Raw genomic sequence first — 14,316 nt, 5'->3', positions numbered from 1 at the left:
TCTCTTCAGCCTCGTCGTCCTTCCGGCACGGCCGCGGACATGTACACCGCGTCGGTGCCGTAACTCCCCGGGAGCGGTATCTCCCGATGGGCCCGGTATCCCTGTGCCGCCCAGAAGGTCTCGCTTCCGGCGACGGCGACCAGGGAAATCTGTTCGTACGTCTGCGCCCTCGCGGTCGAGGCGAGATGGCGCAGGAGCCGCCTGGCGAGCCCGTGTCCCCGGTAGTCCTCGGCGACGACGAGGTCGTGCAGATGCAGGTTCGCCGAGCGGACCGGGGCGGTGCCCGCCGTGCCCGCCTCCTCGGCCCGCGCGAGATCCGGCGACTGGAACGGCGGGTAGGGCAGGGCGAGCAGATAGCCCGCCGGCTCCCCGGCGCGGTCGAGCACGAAGCAGGTGCTCGGGGAGGCACGGGCCCGCGACTGAAGTGCCGTGCGGCCCTCGCAGAGGCCGAGGTCGGTGTAGACCGCGGCCTCCAACTCCGTGATGCTGCCCCAGTCGTCGTCGGCGATGTGCCGGATGCGTACGTCGTGGACCATCTAGCGCGCCCCTCCCGGTGCGGCGGCGGGCAGGGGCGCGCGGTCGTCACGTATGAAGGCGTGGGGCAGCGGGCCGAAGCCGTTGAAGCCCCGCGTGGTGTAACTCGTGGCGTAGGCGCCGGAGGAGAGGATCCACACGGGATCGCCGGACGCCGCCGTCCGCGGGACCTGGACCGGGCTGCCCTCGTGGCTGTACGCGTCGTCGCTGTCGCAGGTGGGCCCCGCGACGACGGCGGGGACGAAGTCGTGGCCCCGGTACTCGGGGAACACCAGCGTGTACTGGAGCGCGTCCATCTCGTACAGGCCGTTGAACTTGCCGCAGCTCAGGTACAGCCAGTACCGGCGCTCGCCGTCGGCCTGACGGCGGGCGGTGAGCCGGGACACGTGGGCGCGCACCGCGCCGTGGTCGGCCACCAGATGGCGGCCGGGTTCGATGACGAAGTCCAGCGGGGTCCCGGCGACGGCACGGAGCCGCTGCATGCCCTCCCTGATCACGGCGAAGATCTTGTCCAGGGATGGTTCCAGGGGCGTGCCGAGCCGGTCGCGGTAGCCGAGGGCGGGCAGCCCGCCGCCGAGGTTGATGTGGTCCAGGGCGATGCCGCGCCGCCGCAGGGCGTCGAGCACGTCGGCCATCCGGTCGCACGCGGCGGACCAGGCCTCGGCCGTCATCTGCTGCGAGCCGACGTGCACCGAGAGGCCCGCCGGGGTCAGGCCCGCCGCGCGCGCCGTCTCCATGACGCGCAGCGCGTCAGCGGGGGAGCAGCCGAACTTGTGGCTGAGCCCCCACAGCGCGCCGCCGCCGTCGGTGGCGAGGCGGCAGAACACGCGGGATCCGGGGGCGAACTCCGCGATCGCCCGGACGTCCTCGACGCTGTCGGTCGCGAAGTCCCTGATGCCGAGGCGGTGGGCCTCGGCGATCTGCCGGTCGGACTTGATGGTGTTGCCGTAGTGGATCCGGTCGGCCGGGGTGCCGGTCGCGAGCGCCTGCCGGATCTCCATCGGGCTCGCCGCGTCGAACCCGGCGCCCCGCCCGGCCAGACAGGACAGGACCTCGTCGACCGGGCAGGCCTTCATCGCGAACCGTACGGCCGCGCCGGGCAGTTCGCCCACCAGCGCGTCGTGGCGGTCAGCGATGCCGGGCAGATCGTAGACGAGCAGGTCCTCCGTGGCGGCCACCAGGGCCGCACGGAGCTGGGGTGTGGTCGTGTCGTACATGGTGGATGCCCTGTTCCGCTACGTGTGCAGCCGGCTGAGGGGCGTGGTGCGCGCTGCCCCGACGAGGGCCGCCCAGGCTTCGGTGAGCAGTGCGAAGTCCTCCATGTCCTGGCGCGCCTCGTCGAGCAGCCGGGAGCGCCGCGGCGTGAGGGCGTCGGCGAAGTCGGCGTACTTGCCGCCGAGTTTCCGGTAGGCGCGGTCGAGGACGCGCAGCCGCTCCGTGTTCTCCGCCGTGTCCAGGAGGGTGCTCTCGCGGACGAGGGCGGCGACGCGCTCCGCCCGCACCTGGTGGTCGTCGTCGAGCAGGGCGGGGCCCGCGGCCGTCATCTCGCCGTAGACGAAGTTCAGGTACAGCATGGAGAGGAAGAACTTCACGAACCGGTTCTGGTAGGCGACGAAGCCCGCGTCGGTCCTGCGCTCGCCCGTGTAGAAGTTCACGATGTTGCGGTTGTGTACGACGCCGGGAAGCGTGGCGTCGTACACCAGGTGCAGCAGGAAGTAGTCGCTGCCGATGGTGTCGGTGGCCGGGGGCAACGGCACCCGCTCGTGGACCTGGTGGAAGCTGACGTTGCACATGTCGACGCGCATGGGGTCGACGAGGGTGAGGAGCGCCTCGTCCTCGGTGAACGGGTCGTGCCCGGCGCCGCGGAAGGACTCGTCGACGAGTGCGCGCTTCTGCTCGTCGGTCCAGTCGAACGGCGCCCACAGGCCGACGACCTCGCGGTAGGCGTCGCGGTCGAGGGCGTACATCTCGCCGATGTCCACGGACAGTTCGCCGATGAACGACGAGCCGACGAGGGCCACGGGCTTGTCCGCGTGCCGCGCGTCGAGCGTGTTGCCGGTGACCCCGTCAGCCGCGTCGGCCGCGCGCTTGCCGAGCGACATCAGCTCGTGGTGGACGGGGTACACGGGCTGCCCGTCCAGGACCTGGTAGGTGCTGTCGGAGTCCCTGCGGTGCACCGACTCGCAGCCGAGAGCGGCGGCGACGAGGAAGGCGCGATTGGTGCAGGCTCCGTACGACACGGCGTCGGGCAGCATCAGGTCGAGCAGCAGGTCCGGCTTGAGCAGGCCGGACGTGCGGATCACGGTCCGCAGGAAGGTCCGCTGGGCGTCCTCGTCGAGGTGGTGGACCACGAGGTGCGGCGTGCCGTCGGCGGCGCGAGCGGCGCGGGCGTGCTCGGCGAAGGACTCGGGCGCCGAGGAGTCCAGGATCAGCACGTGCACCTCGACGGCGAAGGTGCGTACCGCGTACTGGGCTTCCTGGAGCAGGGCTGTGACCATCGGGGCGCAGGCCCGGTTGGTGGGCAGGGTCAGGCAGATCTTGCGCATGGCGGTTCTCCGCTTCCCCACTAGGCGTTGTCCGGGTGCCAGGAGCTGAGGCCGAGGAGTTTCTCGCCGAGGTCGCTCAGCTCGGCCGTGCCGTAGCGCAGGGACTCGTGCCGGGTGGCGTCGCCGACGAGCGTGGCGTTCCAGTCGGGCGTGGACAGGTGCCGCCAGGACTCGATCCGGGACTTGCGCAGCGCCTGGTGCTCTTCGAGCGCGGGCATCATGGAGAGGTACTGCACCGCGCGGACACCGTTGTCAGAGGTGTTCGGGGCGACGCCGTGGGCGAGCATGCCGTTCCAGATCAGCAGGTCGCCCGCCTTCAGTTCGGGTCGGACTACGGGGAATTCGGCCCGGTCGGTGTTGGGGCGCACGGGGTCGCGGCCCTCGGGCTGGTCCAGCTTCCAGCGGTCGAACTGGCGGAAGAGTTCCGGCGAGCACTGGAATCCGCCCAGCTCCGCGCGGGTGTCGTGGAGCGCAATGATGCCCTGGACGCGCTGCGGGAGCACCTCGCGGGTGGAGTCGACGTCCCAGTGCAGCTCGATGTCGAAGCCCTCTTCGGTGGGGGCGATCAGCGCGCGGTCGCGGTTCTTGACGTTCGGCGGGTTGAGGTTGAGCCGGTCGAGGGTCACCCACAGCTCTTCGCAGTCCCATACGTCGACGAAGGCGTCATAGACCCGCTGCGTTTGCCGGCTGTCCCAGATGAGCTGGTGGTGGTACGCCTCCACGAAGCCGTAGATGTACAGGTCGCGGTCCAGGTCCGTGCGGAACTCCCGCTCCTCGTACCAGGTGTCGGGCCTGGACCGGTCGAGTCCCTGGAAGTCCCAGGTGAAGTCGAGCAGGCTCTGGGCGGCGGGGGCGGGTATCGCCTCCTCCACCACCACGTAGCCGTAGGTCTGCCAGAAGGCGAACTGCTCCTCCGTCAGGACGCGCAGGGGCCGGGACTTCACGATCTCCCTGAGCGGGAACTGCGCGAGGTACGACTCGCCGTCTGAGCTGAAGTAGGGCCGGTCGGAGGCGGCGCGGTGCAGGAACTCGTGGGTGGACATGCGGGATCCTCCGGGGAGAAAGGAGAAAGGAGAAAGGAGAAAGGAGAAAGGAGAAAGGGGGAAAAGGGAGCAGTCAAGGGGGTGTTAAGGGGAAGCCGGGAAGGGTGAAAAGGCAGGAAGAGTGAAAAGGCAGGAAGGGTGAGAAAGGCAGGAGCGGTGCGAAAGGGCAGGGGAGGGCGCGGGTCCGCGGTTCGGCGCGTGGGGGGAGGCCTCGCGGGGAGGCGGCGACGAGTACGGCGGAAGCGCTGCCGTCGTCGCGGTCCGGGGGCTGCACTGCCCGCCGGGCCGGTCAAGGGGCCGGGCGCCGCTCGCCGCGACGGCACGATGCTGTCCGGTCGCGGGGGCGCGGGATGTCGACGTGCCCCGGTGGATCCGGGGTCTCCGTGCGTGCGGGGGCGTGGCCCGCGCGGGCCACGGGGCGCGGTCGTGCCGGTGGCGCGGGGGCACCGGGGTGCTCCTGGCGCGGGACGCCGTGGGTTTCGGTGTCGACAGAGCCGGTGGTGCTACCTCCTAGTGCTCGACCTGGTGCTCGACGCCGCTCCCGGGGCGGAGGGCTCCGGTGGACGCACGGTGCCGACCGGTCGTCGTCCGGTGGGGGCCCGCGCCGGTTCCTGACTCCGGCGCTGCTCTCCCGTAATGGACTAGACCAGGGGCGGTTTTCCATCAAGATGGCCTAGACCTAGGCTGAAGTCAACCCCCGCCCGATGAGGGTGTGTTGGGGCTTATGTACCTATGGGCACGGTGTGTTGTCGCCCGGTTTCGGGGGGTGCGGGGCGACGAGCGCGGGGCGGTCTGGTCGCCCGCGCCGCACTCGCCGCAGGGGGTGGCCGGTCGCCCGCGCCGCATCACTGCGGGGGGCGAGCGGTGCGCACCCTGCGGCGGTGCGGCGGTGCGGTGGGGCGGCGGTGCGGTGGGGCGGCAGTGCGGCGTGATCGCTCAGACGCTGCCGACGAGCACCTCGGCGACCGCGATGCCGGAGACGCGCGTGGCCCCGTACGTCGTCAGGTGCACCGCGCCGATCTGCTCGCCCGCGGGCACGCCCATCTCGACCACCAGCGCGTCGGGGCGGCGGCGCACCAGACCGGCGAGGGCCTCGGACATCCAGGGGTGCCGGGCCGCGTCACGGACGACGACGACCAGGTCCCGGCCGGTCGCAGGGGCGAGCGCGAGCCGGTCGAGGAGGCCCTCCTCGCTGCTCAGCTGGGCCTCGGAGAGGCGTACGGACGTCGTACCGGGGCGCAGGGCGCGCAGGGGCTCGCCGACGCCCCACGGGGTGGCGCCGTCCACGGCGAGGCTCATGGTGGGGGAGAGTTCGACGACGTGCGGGTCGGCCGTGAGCGGCAGCTCGGTGCCCGTGCCGCTGCGGTGCACGCGGACGGCGCGGCGGGCCGCGACCAGGCCGATGTCGGACGGCTTGGCGTCGGGCTCGGCCGCCCGGGTCAGGGCCGCCGACCAGGTGGCGAACTCGCCCACGCGGGCCGCGGCCTCGGTGAGCCGCTCCTCGGGCAGCGTCCCGTCGAGCACCGCGCGCACGAGGGCGTCGGCGAGGTCGACGGTCGTGGACTCCTCGGCGCTCTCGCCGCCGACGCACACGGCGTCCACGCCGGCGGTGACCGCGCGCACGGTCGCGCCGCCGATGCCGTACGGACCGCTCACGGCGCTCATCTCGATGCCGTCGGTGACGACGAGGCCGGTGAAGCCGAGCCGCTCGCGCAGCAGGCCGTTGATGACCGGGCCGCTGAGGGTGGCGGGCAGCTCCTCGTCGTACGCGGGCACCAGCATGTGCGCGGTCATGACGGCGCGGACGCCCGCGTCCATTGCGGACGTGAACGGCGGCAGGGCGGTGCGGACGATCTCCTCGGCGTCGGCGGTGAACCGCGGCAGGCCGTGGTGGGAGTCGACATCGGTGTCGCCGTGGCCGGGGAAGTGCTTGGCGCAGGCGGCCACCCCGGCCGACTGCAGACCGCGGATCCAGGCGGCGGTGTGGCGGGCGACGACATCGGTGAGCGCGCCGAAGGAGCGGACCCCGATGACCGGGTTCATCGCGTTGGAGTTCACGTCGGCGCTGGGCGCGAAGTCCAACGACACGCCGATCGCCCGCAGTTGGTGGCCGATGTCGCGGGCGACCTGCTCGGTGAGGTCGGTGTCGTCGATGGCGCCGAGCGCGAGGTTGCCGGGCCAGGAGGCGCCGGTGCGGGCGCCGATGCGGGTGACGTCACCGGCCTCCTCGTCGATGGCGACGATCAGGTCGGGGTTCTCGGCGCGCAGGGACGCGGTGAGGGCGGCGACCTGCTCGGCGCTCTCGATGTTGCGCCCGAAGAGCACGACGGAGGCGAGCCCGTCGGCGATGCGGCGGCGCACCCAGTCCGGCGCGGTGGTGCCCACGAACCCCGGTTGGAGCACGGAGTTGGCCAGCCGGGTCAGACGCGGGTGGCTGTCGCTTGCCATGAGGGACCTCCGGGTGAACGGGGTGCGGGACCGGCGGCCCGGCCGGCCGCGGCGATAGCGGTGGGAACGAGCCGGATATTGGCCTATACCAATCAGTGGTGTCAAGGAGTCGTTGTAGGGGGATGTGCGGTCAAATGTGCTGCACGTGAGGGGTGTTTGGCGTGATCGGCGGGGGAGTCTGGCCGGTATCGCTCTCCAGTCTGGGGCGTGGTGACGGAGGACCGCGTCATCCATCCGGATTGCCGACTAAGCCGAAGGATGTACCCGAATGTCGTCCAGTCTGTCGATCCTCGTCCGCGGACCGGGCCGGAGCATGGAAGGAGATCCCGGACTACCGGACTGAAGGCGGTGGCACCATGCTGCACGACGGAATCCCTCCCCTGCGCGACGGACTCTCTCACCTGCGCGATGGGCTCTCCCCCCTGCGCGAGGGGTTCCCTCCCTCGCACGGCGGGTCCCCTCCCGCGCGCGACGACCTCCCTCCCGCGAACGGCGGTCTCGCTCCCGCGCGCGACGACCTCCCTCCCTCGGACGGCGGTCTCGCTCCCGCGCGCGACGACCTCCCTCCCTCGCGCGACGGGCTCGCCCCCTTGCTCGGCGAACTGACCCGGCTCGCCGCGCTGCCCCTGGAACTCGGCGAGACGCTCCCGGCCCGCGCCTACACCAGCGAGGACTTCCACCGGCTGGAAATGGACCGCGTCTTCGGCAGCGACTGGGTGTGCGTCGGCCACGTCGACCAGGTCGCACGGCCGGGCGACTATCTGCGCACGGACGTCCTCGGCACCCCGCTGGTGATCACGCGCGACGAGGACGGCGGCCTGCACGCCCTGTCCCGGGTGTGCAGGCACCGCTTCATGGACGTCCTGCCGCCGGAGACGACCCCCGACCAGGGCTCGCTCAAGCGCCTGACCTGCCCCTACCACACCTGGACCTACCGCCTGAACGGCGAGTTCGCGGGCCGTCTCGCGGGCGCGCCCCTGATGAACAAGGTCGAGTTCGACCGCACCGCCTGCAGACTGCCCCAACACCGTCTGGAGGTGTGGCAGGGCCTGCTCATGGTGAGCGCCGACCCCGACGCGCCGCCGCTCGGCCCGCAGCTCGCCGACCTCGACGCCACCCTCGCGCCCTACGGCATCGCGGATCTCGTCGTCGCGTACACCGAGCGCTGGGACGGCGTCCCGGCGAACTGGAAAGTGGCGTTCGAGAACGGCTCGGAGAACTACCACCACATGGGTTCGCACGCGGACACCCTCGAACGGATCCTGCCCGGCAAGGACACCGTCGTGGACGAGTGCGAGGGGCGCGGGTTCAGCATGTACACCCCCTTCGTCCCCGACATGGAGCCCCCGCGGGGACCGGACGGCGCGGACCTGGCGGGCACGCTCATCCCTGGTCTCGGGATGCGGCAGCTCTCCGGGATGACCGTCGCGGGCGTGTTCCCGAACATGGTCCTCGCGCTGCTGCCCGACAGCGTGACCTTTGTGCGCTGGGTGCCGACGGGGCCGGTCACGCACGACGCGCTCGTCACGGTCCTCGTCCCGGCCGAGGCCAGGCGCAAGCACGACTTCGACGGGTACGTGGCGGCCTCCAAGAAGCAGTTCAAGGTTATCCAGACGGAGGACCTGGTGGCGATCCGCGGCGTCCAGCGCGGCCTCGCCACTGACCCCGCCCCCTCGGGCGGCCGCTTCTCCCACCTGGAGCGACCGCTGTGGCAGTTCCAGCGGTATCTGGCGGAGCGCCTGACGGGGGAGGCCGGGGTGGCGCCCTGAGCAGCGCGCGGCACGTCGAAGAGACAGTGCCGCCCTGATCAATATGAACGCAATCGCGCAACTGTCGAATGTCGCTTCCGTGCTGCCTAGCATCGAGCCCTCCGCGCGAGGACCGCGTCCGGAAAATCCGGGGAGTGCGGGGAGTGCGGGGAGCGCGAGGATTCCGGAGATTCCGGAGAGCCCGGGGAAGGAACACACATGGGCGACTGGCTGAGTGCACGGCGACCACGCCTCCGCGCAGGCATCTTCGGAGGTCGCGGCCGATCCGCCGCCCGCATCGGTGGCCTCGTCATGGCCGTCGCGGCGGGCCTGGCGGCCCCCGCGTCGGCCGCGCCCGCCGGCGCACAAGGCCCGCGTCCGGCGGACTGCCCGAAAGCCGTGACCGCCGCAGCCGACTGCTACACCGGCCGCGACGACAAGGGCGCCCACTACGCCATAGCCGTGCCCGAGAACTGGAACGGCTCGCTCGTCCTGCACGCCCACGGCGGCCCCGACCTCGGCGCGCACTCCGACCCCGAGCGCAGCACCGAGGACCTCGGCCGCTGGGCGGTGATGGTGGACCAGGGGTACGCCTGGGCGGGTTCCTCGTACCGACGCGGCGGCTACGGCACCCGCATGGCCGCGCAGGACACCGAGAACCTGCGCAAGCTGTTCACACGCGCCTTCCGCACCCCCGCGCGGACCTACCTGCACGGCCAGTCCTGGGGCGGGAACGTGGCCGCCAAGGCCGCCGAGACCTACGGCTCGGGCGGCAAGGGGGCGTACGACGGAGTGCTCCTCACCAACGGTGTGCTCGGCGGCGGCTCACGCGGCTACGACTACCGCGTGGACCTGCGCGTGGTGTACCAGTACTACTGCCGCAACCACCCCCGCCCCGCCGAGCCCGCCTACCCCCTGTGGAGCGGGCTGCCGCAGGGCTCGACGATGACCGGCGCCGACCTCGACGCCCGACTGCAGGAGTGCACAGGCACAGCGTCCCCGCCCGCCGCCCGCACCGCCCGCCAGCAGCGCAACCTCGACGACATCCTCGCCGTCACCCGCATCCCGGAACGCGCCCTGCAGTCCCATCTGCGGTTCGCGACGTTCACCTTCCGCGACCTCGTCCACGCACGCCTCGACGGCCGCAACCCCTTCGGCAACCGCGGCGTGCGCTACACCGGCTCCCACGACGACAAGGCCCTGAACGCGGGCGTCGCACGGTTCGCCGCCGACCCCGCCGCGGCCCGTGACCTGTCGTACGACAGCGATCTCACCGGCAAGGTGCCGGTCCCCGTGCTCACCCTGCACGCCATCGACGACCCGACCGCGTTCGTCGAGCACGAGGCGGCCTACCGCGCCACGCTGCGCGGCGCGGGCCGGGACCGGAATCTGGTGCAGACGTTCACACGGGAGAACGAGCACAGCGGGCTGAGCGCGGCAGAGTACGCCAACTCCCTGGCCGCCCTCGACACCTGGGTGCGCACGGGCAGGAAGCCCACTCCGGCCTCCGTCGCCGCGTCCTGCCCCGCCTTCGACGCCACGTACCGCACGGGCTGCTTCTACGACGCCCGCTTCGTACCGAAGGAGTACGCGACACGGGTGCGCCCCCGGCCGGGCGGTCACATATGGCCCGCGATGACGGCTGCGCCGGAGAGGGCGTGGCGGCACGTCCCAGGGGTGGGTATCGCCCCCTGACGCGACCTCCGGGTGCGCGGGGGCCCGCGTACCCGCTGCCCGCGCGAGCGCTCTTTGTCCTGATGCGAGAAAAAGTCGTGTTCCTTGTCGCGCAAGGGGTTCCCGCTACGACGAAAGCTGGCTAGCGTCCCGCCCCAAGTCACCCGCACGCGCCACGCCAGGTTCTTCCGCCTCGTCACCTGCCGGGAGCAGCAATGAGCGCACGGCCGTACCGACACCGAAGATTCCGCGCCCGTCTGGGCTTGCTCCTCGTCGCCTCCTTCCTCGCCGGGGCCGCCTGGGCGGCCCCGGCGGGCGCCGAGGAGGAGCCGAGCCCCTTCGTCGAACTCCCGCCCCAGGAGCCCGGCGTGACCCAGCGCATCTACGACGTGCAGCAGCCGCTGAAGGGACTCGTACGACGACACGTCTCCCGCCGACAACGAAGCCGGCGCGATCTACACGAAGAAGGCCCCCGACAAGAACGCCGCCAAACCACCCGAGACCTGGCAGACGTACGACATCACCTTCCGCGCCGCCCGCTTCGACGACGGCGGCACGAAGACGCAGGACGCCCGTGTCACGGTGGTGTGGAACGGCGTCAAGGTCCACGACGACGTGGCGATCGACGGGCCGACGGGGGCGGGCGACGCGGAGAGTCCGGCGGCGGGCGCCGTCCGGCTTCAGGACCACCGCAACGCGGTGCGCTACCGGAACATCTCGGTCCAGCCCTTGTAGGCCCACCTGCCCTGGTGGACCGGGCAAGCCTGTGGCAGGGGCCGGGCGGGACGCGCCGTCGCGTGCGCGTCCCGCCCTCCCGCGCCGCCCGGGGCGTAGGGTCCGACGGCATGCAGCCCTCTCGTCGCTCCCTGTCATGACCGGCCGCCGCAGCGCCGGACTGCTCCTCTTCCGCGACCCCGGCCCGGCGGCCGAGGTGCTCGTCGGCCACATGGGCGGACCGTTCTGGGCCCGCCGCGACCACGCGGCCTGGTCGATCCCCAAGGGCGAGCACGGCGACGAGGAGGAACCGCTGGCCGCCGCGGTGCGGGAGTTCGAGGAGGAACTCGGCCTGCCGGCCCCTGCCGGGCCCTATGTGTCGTTGGGCGACGTACGGCAGGCGGGCGGCAAGACGGTGGCGGTCTGGGCCGTCGAGGCCGACCTCGACCCGGAGAGGGTCGTGCCCGGCACCTTCCAGATGGAGTGGCCGCGCGGGTCGGGCCGTGTGCGGGAGTTTCCCGAACTCGACCGGGTGGCCTGGCTGACCGTCGACCGGGCCGCCGAGAAGCTCGTGGCGGCCCAGCGGGTCTTCCTGGAGAGACTGGCCGCGCACTTTTCCGCTTGAGCGGGAGCGGGTGGGTGCCGAGGTGCGGGCCAGGGTGGGGCTGCGGGTCCGGGTGAGGCTGCGGGGCCGGGTGAGGCTGCGGGGCCGGGTGAGGCTGCGGATGTGGGTGGGTGCGGGCTCGGGTGCGGTTCGCCTGCGTCGGCCTCAGCCGTGCCCGTCCCGGGTGTCCCGCACCGACAGATCGCCGTGCTGATTCATGAACACCCGCCCGTGCCCGTCGGCCGTGCCGGTCTGGTGGTATGTGGTCGACGCCGCGGGCGCGGGCGGCGGGAAGGCGGCGATCGCCGCCTGGAGCTCCGCTGCCGCGTCCGGGTGCTCTTCCAGGAAGTCCTGGAGCCGCACGTGCCAGGTGCCGCGGGCCCGCGCCAACTCGGCTTCACCGCCGGGCCGCCGTGCGACGGCCCGCAGCGCGTCGAGGCGTCGCCCGGCTGTCCGGCTCTGCTCGGGGTCGCCTCGCCCGAGGACCCGCACGAAGCGGTCGCGGGTGCTCTGCCAGGCGTCGTCCGCCGCCGCGCCGACGAGCCCGGCGGCGCCCGCGGCGGCCAGGGTGGCCAGCCATTCGGGAGTCAAGTGGTCCGCCTCCTCACATGTAGGTGTTGCATGTGTTCCGTATGTGTGACGTGTCTCGTGTGCTGTGTGCTGTGTGCTGTGTGCTGTGTGTCGTGCGGCGTGCGGCGTTGGGTTCAGGGAACGCGTTTGGCAGCCCACCCCCCCTTCGCGCCTCCCTGGCAGGCCGTGGAGAACTCACCCTTCATGGAGTCGCCGCTGACGGTGCCGCTGAAGGTGATCGCCGTCGTGCCACCCGCGGAGCCGAAGGTGATCCGGTCGCCGTTGAGCGTTCCGGTGAGCGCTCCGTTCAGGTCGCAGCCTTCGATGCCGCTGACGGTGAGGTCACCGGTTATGCGGCCGCCGTCCTCTTTGAGGCTCGCGTCGAATGTGCCGTTCACCACGATCACGGACCAGTTGCCCGCCCAGCGCCCGTCGAGTTGTACGGCGGAGTCGGAGGCTGGTGCGGAGGAACCCCCGCCGGCAGAAGGCGTGGGTGGTACGGACGGGGTGACGGCGAGTCCGAAGTGCGAATAGCGGGCGGACACGGCGGCGGCACCGCCCGGCTGGGACACCGCGTCGACGTCGAGCCGTACGAGGCGCCCGCGTTTGTCGATCCGCGCGGTGAAGGCGGTGGCAGAGCCGGACGGACGGGAGGGACGGGAGGGGCGGGTCGAGAGCGAGGGTGAAGGAGAGGGGGAGGCGGAGGGGGCGGAGGGGGCGGCGCGAAGAGCGTTCCAGGACGGGGCCCGTAGCGCGTTCCGAGTGGTCGCGGGATCGGCCCGCAGCGCCTTCGACCGAGCGCCGGGGGCGTGCTGCGGTCGCCACGCGTTGGGCTCGGCATCGGCGACCGTCTCGCCACGGTTCGATGCTGAGGGCGCGGACGGCGGCGCCGCGGGCCGCAGCGTTCCCTCGAAGTCGCACCCGTCGCGCTCAGCGGTGATCACCGACCGCAGCAGCCGTGCGGCGGCGGTGGGGTCGACCGCGTCGGTGAAGGCGCCGTCGGACCGCACCAGGCCCCTGTCGGCCCCCGCGGGGACGGCGGTGCCCTTGGGCAGGATGACCTTGCCCCGCGCGATGGTCCCCGCCACGGAAGGGCCGTCGCCCACCTGTTGGGTGAACCACGCGGAGCGGGACCTCGGGTCGGCCGCCCCCATGACGCGGTGCGTACCCCGGTGAACGGTGAAGCGGTAGCTCGTGTTCCCTGTCCTGCGGGCGGCCTCCGCGAGCGCGGCGGTGGCCGAACGGCCGTCGACGGCGGATCCGCACGACGCGCGCTCGCCGGTCCGGGACACGACGACGGTCACGGAGGTGACGGCGACGGCCACGACGGTGACCATGGTGATCACGGCGGGCATGCCGACACCGGCGCCTCCCGCGCCCATCGCCCCCGCCGCCTTGCTGATGACAGTCGTGGTCTTGGTGACGGCCGCGCCACCGGACACGGGCCCCCCGGCGCCAACGGAGGGCGGCACGGGCGGGGGAGGAGGAGCGGCGGGCGGCGGGCCGGGCGCGGTGACCGGGGCGGCGGGATCGGCCAGCGGCCCCTGCGGAAGATCTGCCGCTGCCGCGTCGTCCCCCGCGCCCGCGAGGTGCGGGGCGGCCACCGTCCCGGCGACTGCGGCACCCGCACCCGCGACACCGACCACCGCGCCCGCGGCGCCTCGGCTCATCCGGCGCGGCCGCTCGGTGTGGCCGAGGACCACTTGGTGGTAGATGTTGCCGTGCTGTACGGCGTTGACTGTGCCATGCCCGTCAGCGGTCGCGATCTGCGCGGATGCCGTACCCGTCGTTCCCTTCGTGCTCTGCGTACCCGTCGTTCCCGTCGTACTCTGCGTACCCGTCGTATCGGCCGTACCCGTCAGACCTGTCGTGTCCGCCGTCGTCAGCAGATCGTGCACGGTGTTCGTCAACTGCCGTGCCTGCGAATCCTGTTGCGGATGCGCGGCGAGTGCGGAGGCCAACTCCTGCTGCACGTAGGGAACGGAGTCAAGGAGGAACTCGTCCTGCCCGGTGGCATCGCGACGCTGGGCCTCCGCGGCCCACGCCCGGATCCGCTCGACCGCCGAGCCGTCTCCCGGATCGAGCAGGGCGGCCGCTCCCGCATGGGCGACCGACCACGCCTCCGTGCCGATCGCCGCCGCCAGATGTTCGGCGACGTCGGCAGCGGTGTCCGCCGGCCGGAACGGAGCGGAGTCCGGGGGCCGCACGTGTGAGCCAGGTGTGTCGTCGGTCATCAACGCCGCCTCCCCCGATGCGTCACGCCGCTGAGTTCGTGAAGCTAGCAGCCGGAGCGGCACCCCAGGAGGCGCTCCGCAAGGCACGGCAGGGCGATGGCAGTGAAAGGGCGCACAAGGCGCATTCGGCTGGCGGAGTGCGCCGTCTGGTGATGCGGAAGTGGCCTTCTATGGCTGTCTACGGCCTTCTATGGCTGTCTA

General features: G+C 72.2%; 10 protein-coding genes and 1 pseudogene. 4 read left to right on the top strand and 7 right to left on the bottom strand.

From position 1 onward, the window contains the following. Nucleotides 1-5: 5 nt before the first annotated feature. From GPA10_RS12880 to GPA10_RS12860, 5 genes are all read right to left on the bottom strand, one after another. The gene (locus GPA10_RS12880; RefSeq protein ID WP_157165645.1) at nucleotides 6-536 is read right to left on the bottom strand and encodes a GNAT family N-acetyltransferase; all 531 of its coding nucleotides are present in this window, start codon (nucleotides 534-536) and stop codon (nucleotides 6-8) included. Next, nucleotides 537-1,751 (bottom strand): type III PLP-dependent enzyme, encoded by a 1,215-nt coding sequence (locus GPA10_RS12875; RefSeq protein ID WP_157165644.1) that lies wholly within the window; start codon nucleotides 1,749-1,751, stop codon nucleotides 537-539. It lies immediately after the preceding gene. An 18-nt stretch (nucleotides 1,752-1,769) separates the two neighbouring features. Continuing rightward, nucleotides 1,770-3,080, bottom strand: a complete 1,311-nt coding sequence (locus GPA10_RS12870; protein WP_157165643.1) for a DUF6271 family protein — start codon at nucleotides 3,078-3,080, stop codon at nucleotides 1,770-1,772. Nucleotides 3,081-3,100: 20 nt separating this feature from the next. Then, the gene (locus GPA10_RS12865; protein WP_157165642.1) at nucleotides 3,101-4,123 is read right to left on the bottom strand and encodes a phytanoyl-CoA dioxygenase family protein; all 1,023 of its coding nucleotides are present in this window, start codon (nucleotides 4,121-4,123) and stop codon (nucleotides 3,101-3,103) included. Between the two features lie 936 nt (nucleotides 4,124-5,059). Further along, the gene (locus tag GPA10_RS12860) at nucleotides 5,060-6,571 is read right to left on the bottom strand and encodes a glycoside hydrolase family 3 protein (protein ID WP_157165641.1); all 1,512 of its coding nucleotides are present in this window, start codon (nucleotides 6,569-6,571) and stop codon (nucleotides 5,060-5,062) included. A gap of 356 nt (nucleotides 6,572-6,927) precedes the next feature. Here GPA10_RS12860 and GPA10_RS12855 point away from each other — a divergent pair, with 356 nt between their 5' ends. From GPA10_RS12855 to GPA10_RS12840, 4 genes and pseudogenes are all read left to right on the top strand, one after another. Beyond that, nucleotides 6,928-8,340: an SRPBCC family protein gene (locus tag GPA10_RS12855; protein WP_246259056.1), complete on the top strand. Its 1,413-nt coding sequence runs from the start codon at nucleotides 6,928-6,930 to the stop codon at nucleotides 8,338-8,340. Nucleotides 8,341-8,631: 291 nt separating this feature from the next. Further along, the gene (locus tag GPA10_RS12850; RefSeq protein WP_246259076.1) at nucleotides 8,632-10,014 is read left to right on the top strand and encodes an alpha/beta hydrolase; all 1,383 of its coding nucleotides are present in this window, start codon (nucleotides 8,632-8,634) and stop codon (nucleotides 10,012-10,014) included. A gap of 387 nt (nucleotides 10,015-10,401) precedes the next feature. Then, nucleotides 10,402-10,728 (top strand): annotated as a pseudogene (locus tag GPA10_RS12845) (3-keto-disaccharide hydrolase); the annotation flags it as partial. Nucleotides 10,729-10,864: 136 nt separating this feature from the next. Then, complete coding sequence (locus tag GPA10_RS12840) at nucleotides 10,865-11,332, top strand: NUDIX hydrolase (protein ID WP_157165639.1); 468 nt, start codon at nucleotides 10,865-10,867, stop codon at nucleotides 11,330-11,332. A 144-nt stretch (nucleotides 11,333-11,476) separates the two neighbouring features. Here the strand turns inward: GPA10_RS12840 and GPA10_RS12835 are convergent, their stop codons facing one another. Together GPA10_RS12835 and GPA10_RS12830 are read right to left on the bottom strand one after the other, a co-directional pair. Further along, complete coding sequence (locus tag GPA10_RS12835; RefSeq protein WP_157165638.1) at nucleotides 11,477-11,902, bottom strand: hypothetical protein; 426 nt, start codon at nucleotides 11,900-11,902, stop codon at nucleotides 11,477-11,479. Nucleotides 11,903-12,015: 113 nt separating this feature from the next. Beyond that, the gene (locus GPA10_RS12830; RefSeq protein WP_157165637.1) at nucleotides 12,016-14,115 is read right to left on the bottom strand and encodes a hypothetical protein; all 2,100 of its coding nucleotides are present in this window, start codon (nucleotides 14,113-14,115) and stop codon (nucleotides 12,016-12,018) included. Between the last annotated feature and the right edge of the window lie 201 nt (nucleotides 14,116-14,316).

This window comes from Streptomyces typhae (genome assembly GCF_009755605.1).
Taxonomy (GTDB): Bacteria; Actinomycetota; Actinomycetes; order Streptomycetales; family Streptomycetaceae; genus Streptomyces; species Streptomyces typhae.
This window is presented reverse-complemented; position numbering and strand designations above follow the sequence as displayed.